Origin of the sequence: Pseudomonas frederiksbergensis, from assembly GCF_003732665.1 — a bacterium.
Lineage (GTDB): Bacteria > Pseudomonadota > Gammaproteobacteria > Pseudomonadales > Pseudomonadaceae > Aquipseudomonas > Aquipseudomonas frederiksbergensis_G.
In genome coordinates, this window is the sequence record NZ_MOBP01000020.1 from 36691 (window position 1) to 50233 (window position 13543).

The 13543-nt window shown below is 60.4% G+C and carries 13 protein-coding genes; 3 read left to right on the plus strand and 10 right to left on the minus strand.

The genetic code is table 11. The features are described from left to right. Positions 1-171 precede the first annotated feature (171 nt). Positions 172-1089 (plus strand): lipid kinase YegS, encoded by a 918-nt coding sequence (gene yegS, locus BK665_RS26405; protein WP_123409477.1) that lies wholly within the window; start codon positions 172-174, stop codon positions 1087-1089. Here the strand turns inward: yegS and BK665_RS26410 are convergent. The 3 genes from BK665_RS26410 to BK665_RS26420 all read right to left on the minus strand — a co-directional run bounded on the left by BK665_RS26410 (position 1073) and on the right by BK665_RS26420 (position 3593). After that, on the minus strand, positions 1073-1732 hold the full coding sequence (locus BK665_RS26410; RefSeq protein ID WP_123409478.1) for a response regulator: 660 nt from the start codon (positions 1730-1732) through the stop codon (positions 1073-1075). The two genes, yegS and BK665_RS26410, sit on opposite strands and share 17 nt — an antisense overlap. Continuing rightward, entirely contained in the window at positions 1729-2622 is an 894-nt protein-coding gene (locus BK665_RS26415) for a sensor histidine kinase (RefSeq protein ID WP_123409479.1), read from the minus strand. The genes BK665_RS26410 and BK665_RS26415 overlap by 4 nt, the downstream gene beginning before the upstream one ends. Before the next feature lie 500 nt (positions 2623-3122). After that, positions 3123-3593, minus strand: coding sequence for a hypothetical protein (locus tag BK665_RS26420; RefSeq protein ID WP_123409480.1), 471 nt, complete (start codon positions 3591-3593; stop codon positions 3123-3125). Between the two features lie 442 nt (positions 3594-4035). On the opposite strand from BK665_RS26420, the gene BK665_RS26425 reads away from it, so the two are divergent. Continuing rightward, positions 4036-4971, plus strand: coding sequence for a chemotaxis protein CheV (locus BK665_RS26425; protein ID WP_054052105.1), 936 nt, complete (start codon positions 4036-4038; stop codon positions 4969-4971). Positions 4972-5147: 176 nt separating this feature from the next. Beyond that, a complete protein-coding gene (locus BK665_RS26430; protein ID WP_123409481.1) occupies positions 5148-5954 on the plus strand; it encodes an MOSC domain-containing protein in 807 nt (268 codons plus the stop codon). A 72-nt stretch (positions 5955-6026) separates the two neighbouring features. Here BK665_RS26430 and ppnP read toward each other — a convergent pair whose 3' ends face one another. From ppnP to BK665_RS26465, 7 genes are all read right to left on the minus strand, one after another. After that, positions 6027-6311: a pyrimidine/purine nucleoside phosphorylase gene (ppnP, locus tag BK665_RS26435; protein ID WP_123409482.1), complete on the minus strand. Its 285-nt coding sequence runs from the start codon at positions 6309-6311 to the stop codon at positions 6027-6029. Between the two features lie 63 nt (positions 6312-6374). Next, a complete protein-coding gene (locus tag BK665_RS26440) occupies positions 6375-6926 on the minus strand; it encodes a 3'-5' exonuclease (RefSeq protein WP_123409483.1) in 552 nt (183 codons plus the stop codon). Between the two features lie 71 nt (positions 6927-6997). Next, entirely contained in the window at positions 6998-8959 is a 1962-nt protein-coding gene (locus BK665_RS26445) for an acetyl/propionyl/methylcrotonyl-CoA carboxylase subunit alpha (RefSeq protein WP_123409484.1), read from the minus strand. Between the two features lie 109 nt (positions 8960-9068). Then, the gene (locus tag BK665_RS26450; protein WP_123409485.1) at positions 9069-9866 is read right to left on the minus strand and encodes an enoyl-CoA hydratase/isomerase family protein; all 798 of its coding nucleotides are present in this window, start codon (positions 9864-9866) and stop codon (positions 9069-9071) included. Beyond that, on the minus strand, positions 9863-11020 hold the full coding sequence (atuD, locus tag BK665_RS26455; RefSeq protein WP_123409486.1) for a citronellyl-CoA dehydrogenase: 1158 nt from the start codon (positions 11018-11020) through the stop codon (positions 9863-9865). Before atuD ends, BK665_RS26450 begins: the two co-directional genes overlap by 4 nt. Positions 11021-11043: 23 nt before the next feature. Continuing rightward, positions 11044-12660, minus strand: coding sequence for a geranyl-CoA carboxylase subunit beta (atuC, locus tag BK665_RS26460; protein WP_123409487.1), 1617 nt, complete (start codon positions 12658-12660; stop codon positions 11044-11046). Positions 12661-12663: 3 nt separating this feature from the next. Next, a complete protein-coding gene (locus BK665_RS26465) occupies positions 12664-13533 on the minus strand; it encodes an SDR family oxidoreductase (RefSeq protein ID WP_123409488.1) in 870 nt (289 codons plus the stop codon). Positions 13534-13543: the final 10 nt, after the last annotated feature.

The window sequence follows — 13543 nt, forward strand, 5'->3', positions numbered from 1 at the left end:
AATCACCAAGCTCGGTCAATTGGGCCGATTCCTCATATTTCGTAAGAAAAAATACCGCTCTGTAGGACCCTGTGCGTCGGGACCCTGAATTAATTCAAGTTTTCCTGACTTTTTTGCCTGCCTGTGAGGTCAACATCTCCCATACGGATTCCAATGATGGGAGTGATCGCAATGGGTGAGCGCAAGGCGCTGTTGATTCTGCATGGCAAGCAGGCACTCAACGAGGAGGTCCGCGCGGCCGTTGAAGGCAAGCGCAAGCAGGGCTGGGAACTGGCCGTCCGGTTGACCTGGGAGGCCGGCGATGCGCGGCGTCTGGTGGGTGAAGCGCTGGCGGCGGGTTACCGACAGGTGATTGCCGGTGGCGGTGACGGCACCTTGCGCGATATCGCCGAAGCCATGGCGGAGCATTCGAACGAGGCCAGTCTGGTGCTGCTGCCCTTGGGCACCGCCAATGATTTCGCCCGTGCCGCCGGCATTCCCCTGGAGCCTGCTCAAGCCCTGGAGTTGCTGGACAGCGCCCCGAGCGCCATCGATTTGGGCACCGTCGGCGGACAGGTTTTCCTCAATATGGCCACCGGCGGGTTTGGCAGTAATGTCACGGCCAATACCTCGGAGGACCTGAAAAAGGTCCTCGGCGGCGCGGCATATCTGTTCACCGGTTTATCGCGCTTCAGCGAATTGCATGCCGCTTATGGCGAGTTGCAGGGGCCGGGCTTTCACTGGCGTGGCGAGCTGCTGGCGCTGGGGATCGGCAATGGTCGACAGGCCGGTGGCGGGCGTGTGTTGTGCCCGGAGGCGCTGGTGGACGATGGGTTGCTGGATATCAGTATTCTGCCGGCACCACAGGAGGTGGTGGGCACGTTGAAAAACCTGCTGAGCGAAGGTTTCGGCATCGACAACATGTTCGTGCGCGCCCGTTTGCCGTGGGTCGAGATCAAGGTGTCCGAAGGCTTGCACATCAACCTTGATGGCGAGCCATTGGAGGGCGACGACTTGCGATTCGAGGCGCGCCCGGCGGCGTTGAAGGTGCACTTGCCGGCAGATTCACCGCTGTTGGGCGCATCAGCGGCTCTTAATCGTCCAGGCTGATGATTTGCTCGCGCACGGCAAATAACACCAGGCCCGCCACGTCGTAGATCTGCAAGCGCTTCATGATCTGCGAGCGGTGGGTTTCGACGGTCTTGATGCTCAGGCCCAGGCCATTGGCGATTTCCCGGGTGGATTTGCCGCGCACGATCAGCCGCAGGATTTCCAGCTGCCGTGCCGTCAGGTTGTGGGAGTCCGGAATGGGGGCCTGGTTTTTCTGGGTGCGGGTTAGCGCCTGGTTGATTACCGTGTGGGCGATGGCCGGGCTCAGGTAGCGCTCGTTGTTGCGCAGCGCGTCCAGTGCGTGTTCGAGTTCGGTGGCCGTGGTGTCCTTGAGCAGGTAGCCATGGGCACCGGATTCCAGGGCCTGCATGATCAGCGCCGGGTCGGTGTGCATCGACAGGATCAGCACTTTGCTTTGCGGGCGAACCCTTTTGAGACGCTGCAAGGCTTCGAGGCCGCCGGTTTCCTTCATGGAAATATCCAGCAGGACGATGTCCGGAGACAGTTGCTCGACCATTTCCAGCAGTTGCGAGCCGTCATTGGCCTCGCCAACGACTGCGTAGCCGGGAATATCCAGTACCAGGGCGCGCACGCCTGCCCGGATAAGCGAGTGGTCATCCACCAGAAGTAAGTTACAAGTCAACGCATAACCTTATTCGTACTGGCCCTTTCGAGCGCGCGGGGCGCCCAGGGGAAAAGTGCTTCGATTTGAGTGCCTTTGCCCGGCTCGCTGGTCACGCTCAAGGTCCCGCCCAATTGCTCGATCCGCTCCGACATTCCGGCCATGCCCCGTTGCCCCTCGCGCCCGGGGTTGGCCGCAGGCGCAAAGCCCAGGCCGTCGTCGCTGATCAGCAAGGTCAGGCCCTGCGGCAGGCGTTGCACGCGCACCAGCAGATTCCTGGCTTCGGCGTGGCGCAAGATATTGGTCACCGCTTCCTGGGTAATGCGGAAGGCCGCCACCGCCATTTCCTCCGGAATACCGGTCAGGCGCTGGTGACATTCCAGGCTCCAGTGCACCGAGGTGTTGGCCAGGGTCTTGAGCAAATGCGCGCGCAGGCTGGCTTCCAGGCCAAGGCTGGTCAACTGCCGGGGATTGAGGATGGCCGAGACATCGCGCACCTTGGCCAGGGTTTCTTCCAGGGTGTCGCACAGTACCGAGCACTGGCCCTGCAGGTCTTCGGGCAAGCGGCGCTTGAGCCATTCACTTTGCAGTTTGGCCGCGGTCAGCAATTGGCCGATGTCGTCGTGCAACTCACGGCTGAGCCGGTGGCGTTCGTTTTCCTGCACTTGCAAAAGCCGGTCGGCCAGTTCCTGAGGCTGGAACTTGATCGATTTGCGCGACAGCCGATGCCCGACCCAGACACACGCCAGTGCCGCCAGGTTGAGCAGCAGCAGGCTCGTCGGCAGACGAGTCGACAGGCCATAGACCAGCAGGCTCCCCAACGCGGAACAGGTGCACAGCAACAGCGTAAACCGGCGCGCGTTTTCTCGGGAGGGTGGCCACGTGGTGATTGACTTGAGGCTGGCGTACATAGCAGATGGAGCCAATGGATGTTCGCTGCGGGTAGACCCGTCATGGCGGCTGACGGGGCTCTGTCTGAAAAAAGGTTGGGTCAATCTTCGACTTCAACGGGGCAAATCAGGTGATGGAATCCAGCCCTGAAGTTTAGCCGTCGAGAATCGCGGTGCCATTAATTGAAGTCAACTAACGGCCGGCATAATACCACTTAACATACCGTTGGTCGCGTTCGGTATATATGTCCAAACAGTCAGGAATTGGCTGAATTGGACGTTGGTTCCATAATGGAAAAGTTTGTTTTTCAGGGTGCAAAGATAGTAGAGGTGCCTGGTTTATTTTTAAAGTCAGGCATTACCTGAGCCCAAGACAGAACGTCCGTGCTCGACAAGAATAAATATGACTAATGAGCTGTCGTGGACAGATATGAAATATTCAATTGCGACATTGCGCGTATAAGTTATTGATTCGGGTGGAGCAATAAGAACACCAGGCGACACATAGTTGCCTGGCAAAATCAGGCTTGCCGTTCCGAGAACGTCACCAGGGTAAGCGGTTTGGCATGGACGGGTGGCTGAAAGCGGCTCTGACCAACCTGAAAGGCAAAGGCTTCGATCAGCGACATCTGCTCGCTGTCATCCAGGCTCAACTGGCCGGTTTTCGGATCGATGAGTTCGAGTTGCCAGGCCATCAGCGTAAAGCAGTCTTTTAACGCATCCAGTGCCTGGTTGTGCAGGGCCATGTGATGTTGGGCATGGTTCAACAGCCCATGAATATGCAACGAAAACTCCGAAACCGCTTCCAGCCCCAAGACATCGGCCTTGTTCGCCAGCTTGAGCAACGTGCTGAGCATGCAATCAATGGCGTCCGTATCATTGCTGATCAGTTGCAAATGGCAGAGGCATTCTTCGGATTTGGCCAGGAGTGATTCGGCCTCGACGAGGAATTCGAGAAGCCCTTGAGTCCCCTCTTTATGGTCGTTCGGCATGCTTATCTCCACAACGTCATGTCAGATGAGGGAATGTCGTGTGTGTCGATGATCACGCGTTTTCGCGCAAGCACACCCCGGCCCGCTGTTGCGTGCGCTGGAGAATTCGAGAGGGTGGAGGGCCACTGACCTGCGATCGCACACAAAAGCCTGACTCCGTTCATGCAATGAGAATGGCGTCACATTAATGGCTATTGGATATTGCGAATATCAGGTTGGGCCTGATTGTTACTAGGGGAATCCCTTACACAGGGGAACCTAACGTGCAAACCGAGGTCGCGCGACAGGGAATGAAGCAGATGAAAATCACGGGGCCAGTAAAGCATGATGTTAATGTGACATCAATGCCTGAGCATGGCATTTTGTCTGGGGGTCAAGGTCCGGCAATAACAGCCGATAACCCTCTTTAGTGAATTCATCAGAACAAGCCCAGGAGTCATTGATGGCCGGCATTCTCGACACGGTAGACCAACGCACGCAACTGGTGGGTGAGAATCGCCTGGAAATTCTCATGTTCCGGCTGGCCGGGCGGCAATTGTTCGCGATCAACGTATTTAAAGTTCAAGAAGTTCTGCAACTGCCGAAACTGACCTTGATGCCACAGCGCCATCCGTTCGTTTGCGGCGTGGTCAACCTACGTGGCCAGACGCTGCCGGTGATTGACCTGTCCCAGGCCATCGGCATGCGCCCCCTGGTGCCAAGCCCTACCAGCACCATCATCGTCACCGAGTACAACCGTTCGGTGCAGGCGTTCCTGGTCGGCGGCGTGGACCGCATCGTCAACATGAACTGGGAAGCCATCCTGCCGCCGCCGACCAGCGCCGGTCGCCAGCATTACCTGACGGCCATCAGCAAGGTCGATGACCAGTTGGTGGAAATCATCGACGTGGAAAAAGTCCTCGCCGAAATCGTCCCGTACAACGCCAAGGTGTCCAAGGACAAACTCGATGATCCGGTGCTGGAACGTGCCCGTGGCCGTGAAGTGCTGCTGGTGGATGACTCGAACGTGGCGCTCTCGCAATTGCGCGACACCCTTGGCCAGTTGGGCGTGAAGATGCACATCGCCAGCGACGGCCTCAAGGCACTGAACATGCTCAAGGCCTGGGCCGATACCGGTGTGGTCATGACCGACAAGTTGCTGATGATCTTCACCGACGCCGAAATGCCGGAAATGGATGGCTATCGCCTGACCACCGAAATCCGTAACGACCCGCGCCTGCGTGGCCTCTACGTGGTCTTGCACACCTCGCTGTCCGGCAGTTTCAACGACTCGATGGTGAAGAAGGTAGGTTGCGACAACTTCCTCTCCAAGTTCCAGCCGGACAAACTCGTCGACGTGGTGCGCCAGCGTCTGATGCTCGACGAAGTGCCGGCCTAAGGCTGCACACAGTCCATCTGTGGGAGCGGGCTTGCTCGCGAATGCGGTAGAGCAATCGACATCAATGTTGAATGTTAAGCCGCCTTCGCGAGCAAGCTCGCTCCCACATTTTTTTGCCTTTGATTCAGCGATCAAGCTCGTATAGGGTGGCGTTTTTAACCTCCAGGGAGCTGGCCATGCTGCGTCTGAGCGCGCTTTATCGTTATCCGTTGAAATCCGGCAAGGGCGAGACCCTGCAACAGGTCAGCCTCGACAAGTTGGGCCTGGACGGTGATCGACGCTGGATGCTCGTGGACGAGGCCAGCGGGCGCTTCCTGACCCAGCGTGCAGTGGCGCAGATGAGCCAGTTGTCGGCGCTGTGGAACGCTGACGGTGGCTTGACCCTCAGCGCACCAGGCCGTTCACCCATCGATATCGCCTTGCCCGGCAGCGATGCTGAACTGCGCGGCGTGACCATTTGGCGCGACACCTTGCGTGTGCCCGATGCCGGTGACGCGGCAGGGGCGTGGGTCAGCGAGTTCATCGGCAAGCCGACGCGATTGGTGCAGGTGCCGCTGGATCGCGCGCGCACCACACAGGCCGGTTACGGCAAGGACGATGATCAGGTGGCATTCGCCGACGGCTTTCCGCTGTTGCTGATTGGCCAGGCATCCCTGGATGACCTGTCGAACAAGGTCGGGCGACCGTTGGAGATGCTGCGATTCCGGCCGAATCTGGTGATCGAGGGCAGTGCGGCCTACGCCGAGGATGGCTGGAAACGCATCCGTATCGGCGATGTCGAGTTCCGGGTGGTCAAGTCGTGCTCGCGTTGCATTCTGACGACGATCGACCCGAGGACTGGGGAGCGCAGCAATGATCGCGAGCCGTTGGCCACGTTGCAGAAATATCGCGCCGAAGCGGATGGTGCGATGTTCGGCCAGAACCTGGTCAACGACAGCACCGGTCGACTGGAAGTCGGCCTGCCGGTGACGATTCTCGAATAACAGCCCTTTGAAATGAAAATGCCCGTGTCCAAGGACACGGGCATTTTTTTGTCGCTGTGAAAACCCAGGGGTTTAGCCGCGGTATTCGCACAGGTAAGCGGTGTCGACGGCCACTTTCAGTTGGAACTTGCTGTTGGCAGGCACGTTGAACTGGCTGCCGGCGGCGAAGGTTTCCCAGTCGGTGCTGTCGGGCAGCTTGACGGTCAGGGCGCCGGTCACCACGTGCATGATTTCACGCTGGCTGGTGCCGAATTCGTAGTCGCCCGGGGCCATGACGCCAATGGTCGCCGGACCTTCAGGGGTGCCGAAAGCGATCGACTTGACGGTGCCGTCGAAGTACTCGTTGACTTTAAACATGGGCGATTCCTCGAAAAAAGGGCTTAAAAGGGCCGGCCAGTATGCACAAGGCCCTTGGCGCCGTCACCTCTCCTGGATGGGCAGGACCAGCGGTAACAACCGCGCGGTATTGCGTGCGTCTTCCAGCGCCCGATGCTGCTGGCCAGTGAACTGCATGCCCGCCAGTTGCAATGCACCATTGAGCCCCAACGGGCGCTCCAGCCGCCGCGACTTGGCAAAACGCTGCTTGAGATTCATGTGCGCCACCTGGCTCAAGAAGCTGTCGAGTTGCAGGCGCTGCCATTCCTGGACCAATTGCTGGCGGTCGTAATCGCCCCAACTGACCCAGCCTTCCAACTGCGAATGGTACGGAGCCAACCAGCGCTCGAATGCTCCCCAGACCTCGACCAGTGATTGCGCCGTATCGATATTGGCCTGGGTGATGTGGGTCAGTTCGCGGCAAAACGGCGTCAGCAGAGGCCGGCGCGTCGGGCGTACGAAGCGCTGGAATTGATCCAGCTCTCGACCTTTTCGGTCCACCAGAGTGGCACCGATTTCGATGATTTCCATTTCCGTGACTGGCCAGCCGCCCTCATCGGTGGTGGCTTCCAGATCAATGACCAACCAGTGAGGCATCGCAGGTTTCCTGGTATCCGCGTCCTGATAGGGCTTGAGCGTAGCCAAACCCGGCGGATCCGCCTAGCGCCTTATTCGACCTCCAACAAAATCTGACGATTTTTGACCTGATCGCCGACCCTGACCTGCAAGCGTTTGAGCACACCGTCGATACCGGACTTGAGCGGATGCTCCATTTTCATGGCCTCCAGCACCACCAATAGCTGACCCTTGCTGACGGCGCTGCCCTCGCTGACCAAAACATCGACGATGGCGCCATCCATCGGTGCCTTGAGTGTGCCGGAACTGACGCTGGCCTGACTGCTGACCGGCAGTTGCGTGCGATCTTCCAGGCGCAGACTGCCGGGACGAGTGAACAACCAGACGTGCTGGCCCTCGAGGCGATAGGCGTGACGCTGGCGCAGGCCGTCTATTTCCAGGGTGGCCTGGCGTCCGTCGCAGGCGATGATCTTCAGCGCCAGGGTCCGTTCGCCGACCTCTAGCCGGTACGGCTCCTCGGCTACCGCCTTCAGTCCCACGGTCCAGTCCTTGTCCTCCACGCCAAGACGATAGTGCAGCGGCACGCTGGCGTTATTGCGCCAACCCGCCAGTGGGGCGGGGTGTTGTTTTGCGCCGGCGTGATAGAGCAACGCGGCGGCGATGGCCAGTTCTTCGGCACTCGGTATGTGGGGATTCAGGCAGGGATGGTCGGCGAAATGTGTCGGGATAAAACCGGTGCTGAATTCTGCGCTGATAAATTGCGGATGTTGCAACAGGCTGGCGAGCAGGCGTTGATTGCTTTGCATCCCCAGCAGCACGCTGTCCTGCACCGCCCGCAGCAACTTGCGCCGGGCTTCTTCGCGGGTGGCGCCGTGGGCGATGAGCTTGCCGAGCATCGGGTCATAGAAGGGGCTGACATGCTGGCCTTCGATCAGGCCATGGTCGATGCGCACGCCACTGTGCAATGCCGGCTCCCAGGCGTCGATCCGCCCGGTTTGCGGCAGGAAACCCTGGGCCGGATCCTCGGCATACAGGCGCACCTCCATGGCATGGCCGTTGAGTTGCACCTGCTCCTGACGCAGCGGCAGCGGCTGGCCTTCGGCGACGTGCAGTTGCCACGCCACCAGGTCCAGGCCGGTGATCAGTTCGGTCACCGGGTGCTCCACTTGCAGGCGGGTGTTCATCTCCAGAAAGTAAAATTGTCCGCGAGCATCCAGCAGGAATTCCACGGTGCCGGCGCCGACATAGTTCACCGCTCGCCCGGCCTTGAGTGCCGCTTCGCCCATGGCCTGGCGCAGGTCGGCGGTCATGACGGGGCAGGGCGCTTCCTCGATGATTTTCTGGTGGCGACGCTGGATCGAACAGTCGCGCTCGCCAAGGTAAATCAGGTTGCCGTGTTGGTCGCCGAACACTTGCACTTCGACATGCCGTGGATCGATCAACGCCTGTTCGAGAATCAGTTCATCGCTGCCAAACCCGTTCAGGGCTTCGGAGCGGGCGGTGCGCAGTTGCTCCAGCAGATCACTGGCGTCGTGGACCAGGCGCATGCCGCGCCCGCCACCGCCGGCGCTGGCCTTGATCATCAGTGGATAGCCGATGCGTGCGGCTTCGCGGCTCAGGGTCGCGTCGTCTTGTTCGGCACCTTGATAGCCTTGGATGCAGGGCACACCTGCGTCGAGCATGGCCAGTTTCGACAGGCGTTTGCTGCCCATCAGTTCGATGGCTTCGGGGCTGGGGCCGATAAAGGTGATATTCGCTTGTTGGCAGGCGAGGGCGAACCCGGTGTTTTCCGAGAGAAAGCCGTAGCCCGGGTGGATCGCATCGGCACCGGTGCGGCGGGCGGCGTCGATGATGGCCGGGATGTTCAGGTATGACTGCTGTACCGGGGCCGGGCCGATGTTCACGGCTTCGTCGGCCATGTGCACATGCAGGGCGTCGGCATCGGCGTCGCTGAACACCGCGACCGTGCGATAGCCCAGGGCCTGGGCGGTGCGCTGGATGCGGCAGGCGATTTCACCGCGGTTGGCGATCAGGATTTTGCTGAATCCGGGCATGGGTCTTTCCCTTGGTGTTTGCGGTGAATTTAAGGGCCTCTTCGCGAGCAAGCCCGATCCCATAGGGGAATGCATTCCAATTGTGGGAGCGGGCTTGCTCGCGAAGCTTTTAGGAGGCCCACCCCGGTTTCCGTTTTTGCACAAAAGCCATGGTCCCCTCGACCCCTTCCGCCCCGGTCACCGCTTCGCTGAACCACTGCGCCGCTTGATCCAGCAACGCATCGGCCGGTTCCCCGGCACTGGCCAGCAGCAGTTTTTTCGTCAGCGCATTCGCCCCCGGCGCACAGCACAGCACATGGGCCAACACTTCTTCGAGGCGTTCGGCCAGGGCTTGCGGGTCGTGCTCGACAAAATGCACCAGGCCCAAACGTTTGGCCTGGGTGCCGTCGAACCGCGCCGCCGTCAGGGCCAGTCTTCGCGCCTGGGTCAGGCCGATGCGCTGTACCACGAAGGGGGCGATCTGCGCCGGCAACAGGCCGAGGCTGGTTTCCGGCAACCCGAATTGCGCCTGGTGATCGGCCAGGGCAACGTCGCTGACGCAAGCCAGGCCCAGGCCACCGCCCAGCACCGCGCCTTGCAGCACCGTGATCACCACTTGCGGCGCGTGTTGCACTTCTTGCAGCAAAGCGCCGAACGACCGGTTCAAGTCGCGATAAGCCTCCGTGCCTTGGGCGCGGGCGTTGGCCATGTCCTTGATGTCGCCACCGGCGCAGAAATGCCCGCCGGCACCGCCAATGACCAAGGCCCGAACGGCGTGGTCATCGCGCACCGTCGCCAGCACTTCACGCAGTTCGGCAACCATCTGCAAGCTCATGGCGTTGCGGTTTTCCGGGCGGTTGAGGGTGATGTGCAGCACGCCGTTGTGCAGTTCGAGCAACAGCGTCTGGCAAACCGGCAGGCTGTTCATTTCTTTTTCCCCGGCAGGGTGCCCATGAGTTTGCAGATGATCCCCAGCATGATTTCGTCGGCGCCGCCGCCAATCGATACCAGCCGCACATCGCGATAGGCCCGGGCGACCGGGTTGTCCCACATGAAACCCATGCCGCCCCAATATTGCAGGCAACTGTCGCTGACTTCCCGGCCCAGGCGTCCGGCCTTGAGTTTGGCCATCGACGCCAGGCGCGTGACGTCCTGGCCTTTGATGTATTGCTCGGTGGCCTGATAGACCAGCGCCCGCAGGCATTCGATTTCGGTTTGCAGTTCGGCCAGGCGAAAGTGAATCACCTGGTTGTCGATCAGCGCATTGCCGAAGGTCTTGCGTTCCTTGCAGTACTCGATGGTGCTGTCGATGCAGTATTCCAGGCCCTTGATCATGTTTGCCGCACCGAACAGGCGCTCCTCCTGGAACTGCAGCATCTGCATCATGAACCCCGCGCCTTCATGGCCGATGCGGTTGCGTTGCGGCACGCGCACGTTGTCGAAAAACACCTGGGCGGTTTCCGAACTGCGCATGCCGAGCTTGTCCAGGTGCGAACTCAGGCTGATACCGGGCGTGTTCATCGGCACCATGATCAGCGATTTGTTGATGTGCGGTTTGTCGTCCGAGGTGTTAGCGAGCAGGCAGATGAAATCGGCGCTCGGCGAGTTGGTGATCCACATCTTGCTGCCGTTGATCACGTAGTCATCGCCGTCCTTGCGGGCGGTGGTTTTCAACCCGGCGACATCGGAACCGGCGCCGACTTCCGAGACGCCGATACAGCCGACTTGCTCACCGGTGATCGCCGGGCGCAGGAATTCTTCACGCAATTCATCGGAGCCGAAGCGGGCGAGGGCCGGGGTGCACATGTCGGTCTGCACGCCGATGGACATCGGAATCCCGCCGCAATGAATCGTGCCGAACTCTTCGGCGGCGACGATCGAATAGCTGTAGTCCAGGCCCATGCCGCCGAACTTCTCCGGCTTGGAAATCCCCAGCAAACCGAGGTCGCCGGCCTTGCGAAAAATGCCGTGAATCGGGAAGCGTCCGGCCTTTTCCCATTCCTCGACGTGCGGGTTGATCTCATGATCGACAAATTGGCGGACGGTGCGGCGCAGTGCTTCGTGTTCCTGGGTGAAGATCATTTTTATTGTTCTCCTGAACGCCCTTAGAAGCGGGCTACACCAAAACTGTTGGCTTGCAGTGGCCGAACCTCGGCCTCGTGGCAAATATCCAGTAAGTAACCGAGCAACGTCCGGGTATCCCGTGGATCGATCAGCCCGTCGTCCCACAAACTGGCGCTGCCGTAGAGCGCAGTGGACTGGCTGTCGAGTTTCTGCGCGGTAACCTGCTCCAGCATGTCGAGCATTTTCGGGTCCGGCACCAGGCCGTCCTTGAGCTGTTTGGCCTCTGTGACGATGCGCAACACCTTGCCGGCCTGGGCGCCACCCATCACGGCGGTGCGGCTGTTGGGCCAGGCGAAGATGAAGCGCGGATCCAGACCCCGGCCGCACATCGCGTAGTTGCCGGCCCCATAGGAACCGCCGACGACGATGGTCAGTTTTGGCACTCGGGCGTTGGCCACCGCTTGAATCATCTTCGCGCCGTGCTTGATCACACCGTGCTGCTCCGATTCGGTGCCGACCATAAATCCCGTGGTGTTGTGGAAAAACAGCAGCGGCGTCTGGCTCTGGTCGCACAGCTGAATAAACTGCGCTGCCTTGCTCGCGCCCTTGGGCGTGATCGGGCCGTTGTTGCCGATAAAACCGCAGGCGCGACCCTGGATTTTCAGGTGGCCGCAGATCGTCTGCTGATCGAACTCACCCTTGAATTCAAGGAAGTTCGAAGCGTCGGCAATCCGGGCGATGATTTCCCGCACGTCGTAGGGTTTTTTCGGGTCATCCGGGATCAACCCCAGCAGTTCATCGATGGGGTAGAGCGGTTCCTTCCATTGTGGTTCGGGTAGCCAGGGCAACGGCTCGTTCCATGACAGCAGGCTGACAATCTCGCGCACCAGGCGTACGCCGTCGGCATCGTTTTCCGCCAGGTATTCGGCGGTGCCGGCGGTTTGCGCGTGCATTTCGGCGCCACCCAGTTCTTCATCGGTGGCGACTTCCCCGGTGGCGGCTTTTAGCAGCGGCGGGCCGGCAAGAAACAGCTTGGCCTTGCCGCGCACCACCACCACGTAATCCGACAACCCCGGCTGGTAGGCGCCGCCGGCGGTGGCCGAGCCATGCACCACGGTGATCTGCGGCAAGCCCATGGCCGACATCCGCGCCTGATTGGCAAAGCTGCGCGCGCCTTCGATGAAAATCTCGGCCGCGTAATTGAGGTTGGCGCCACCGCTTTCGGCGAGGGTGATCACCGGCAGTTTGTTTTCCATGGCGATCTGTTGCAGGCGCAGGGACTTTTTCAGACCGCTGGGGGAGATGGTCCCGCCCTTGATCGCGCTGTTGTTCGCTACCACCAGCACCCGCGCTCCGGACACGTAGCCGATGCCGGCAATCAACCCGCCGCCGGCCGAACTGCCGTCCTTGTCATCGTGCAGCTTGTAGCCGGCCAGGCTCGCCAGTTCGAGAAACGGTGCGCCGGGGTCGAGCAGCAGGTTGAGGCGTTCACGGGGCAGCAACTGGCCGCGTTTGTCGAACTTGGCCTTGGCCTCCAAAGCCTTGTTCAGCAGGTTCTGTTCGAGCTGGCGGATATGCTCGATGCCGACCAGCATCGCCGCACGGTTTTGCGCGAACTGTTCGCTGAAAGGGTCGATCTGGGACTCGATCACCGGCATGGCTTATTCCTTATCCTTGAGGACATCGGGCAAGTAGGCACGATGAAAGCCGTTATACGATTCACTGTTCTGCGCCTTGTGAATCGGCCACGCCCGACCACCCAGGCTCGCGGCCCCGTCGATGCGCAAGGTGCTGCCGCTGACAAACGCCGCCGCCGGGCTGAGCAGGAACACAATCGCCGCGCTGACTTCCGACTCAGTGCCGATACGCTTGAGCGGTACATGTTCGCGCAGGGTCGGAATCACAGCCTTGAATGCACCTTCGTAAGTGTCCATGCCGCTGGAAGCGATCCAGCCCGGTGCCACGGCGTTGACCCGCACCCCGGCGTAACCCCATTCAAACGCGGCGGTTTTGGTCAGGTTGTCCATGCCCGAACGCGCCGCCCCTGAATGGCCCATGCCGGGCATGCCGCCCCACATGTCGGCGAGCATGTTGACGATGCTCCCGCCGTGCTTGCTCATGGACTGGTTGAACACTTCCCGGGCCATCAGGAAACCGCCCACAAGATTGGTGCGCATCACGGTTTCGAAACCTTTCTGATTGATCGAGGCCAATGGCGACGGGAACTGCCCGCCGGCATTGTTCACCAGACCATGGATCGGGCCGTGCAGGCGGATGAACTCGCTGACCAGGTGCTTGACCGCTTCTTCCTCTCGAATATCGCAGGTCTTCCAGTCAGCCTTGCCGCCGTCCTCGACAATCTCCAGGGCGACGTTTTTCAGTTTGTCGGCGTTGCGCCCCACCAGCAGCACATGGGCGCCGAGGGCTGCCAGTTCATGAGCGGTGCAACGGCCGATACCGCTGCCGCCGCCGGTGACGATGATGGTTTGACCAGCAAACAAATCGGCTTTGAAAATCGAATCGTAAGCCATGGCAGCGATC

Bases quoted from the DNA above. Each gene is read 5' to 3' on its own strand.
- yegS (WP_123409477.1), top strand. From the start codon at position 172: ATGGGTGAGCGCAAGGCGCTGTTGATTCTGCATGGCAAGCAGGCACTC.
- BK665_RS26415 (WP_123409479.1), bottom strand. From the start codon at position 2,622: ATGTACGCCAGCCTCAAGTCAATCACCACGTGGCCACCCTCCCGAGAA.
- BK665_RS26420 (WP_123409480.1), bottom strand. From the start codon at position 3,593: ATGCCGAACGACCATAAAGAGGGGACTCAAGGGCTTCTCGAATTCCTC.
- BK665_RS26425 (WP_054052105.1), top strand. From the start codon at position 4,036: ATGGCCGGCATTCTCGACACGGTAGACCAACGCACGCAACTGGTGGGT.
- BK665_RS26430 (WP_123409481.1), top strand. From the start codon at position 5,148: ATGCTGCGTCTGAGCGCGCTTTATCGTTATCCGTTGAAATCCGGCAAG.
- ppnP (WP_123409482.1), bottom strand. From the start codon at position 6,311: ATGTTTAAAGTCAACGAGTACTTCGACGGCACCGTCAAGTCGATCGCT.
- BK665_RS26440 (WP_123409483.1), bottom strand. From the start codon at position 6,926: ATGCCTCACTGGTTGGTCATTGATCTGGAAGCCACCACCGATGAGGGC.
- BK665_RS26445 (WP_123409484.1), bottom strand. From the start codon at position 8,959: ATGCCCGGATTCAGCAAAATCCTGATCGCCAACCGCGGTGAAATCGCC.
- BK665_RS26450 (WP_123409485.1), bottom strand. From the start codon at position 9,866: ATGAACAGCCTGCCGGTTTGCCAGACGCTGTTGCTCGAACTGCACAAC.
- atuD (WP_123409486.1), bottom strand. From the start codon at position 11,020: ATGATCTTCACCCAGGAACACGAAGCACTGCGCCGCACCGTCCGCCAA.
- atuC (WP_123409487.1), bottom strand. From the start codon at position 12,660: ATGCCGGTGATCGAGTCCCAGATCGACCCTTTCAGCGAACAGTTCGCG.
- BK665_RS26465 (WP_123409488.1), bottom strand. From the start codon at position 13,533: ATGGCTTACGATTCGATTTTCAAAGCCGATTTGTTTGCTGGTCAAACC.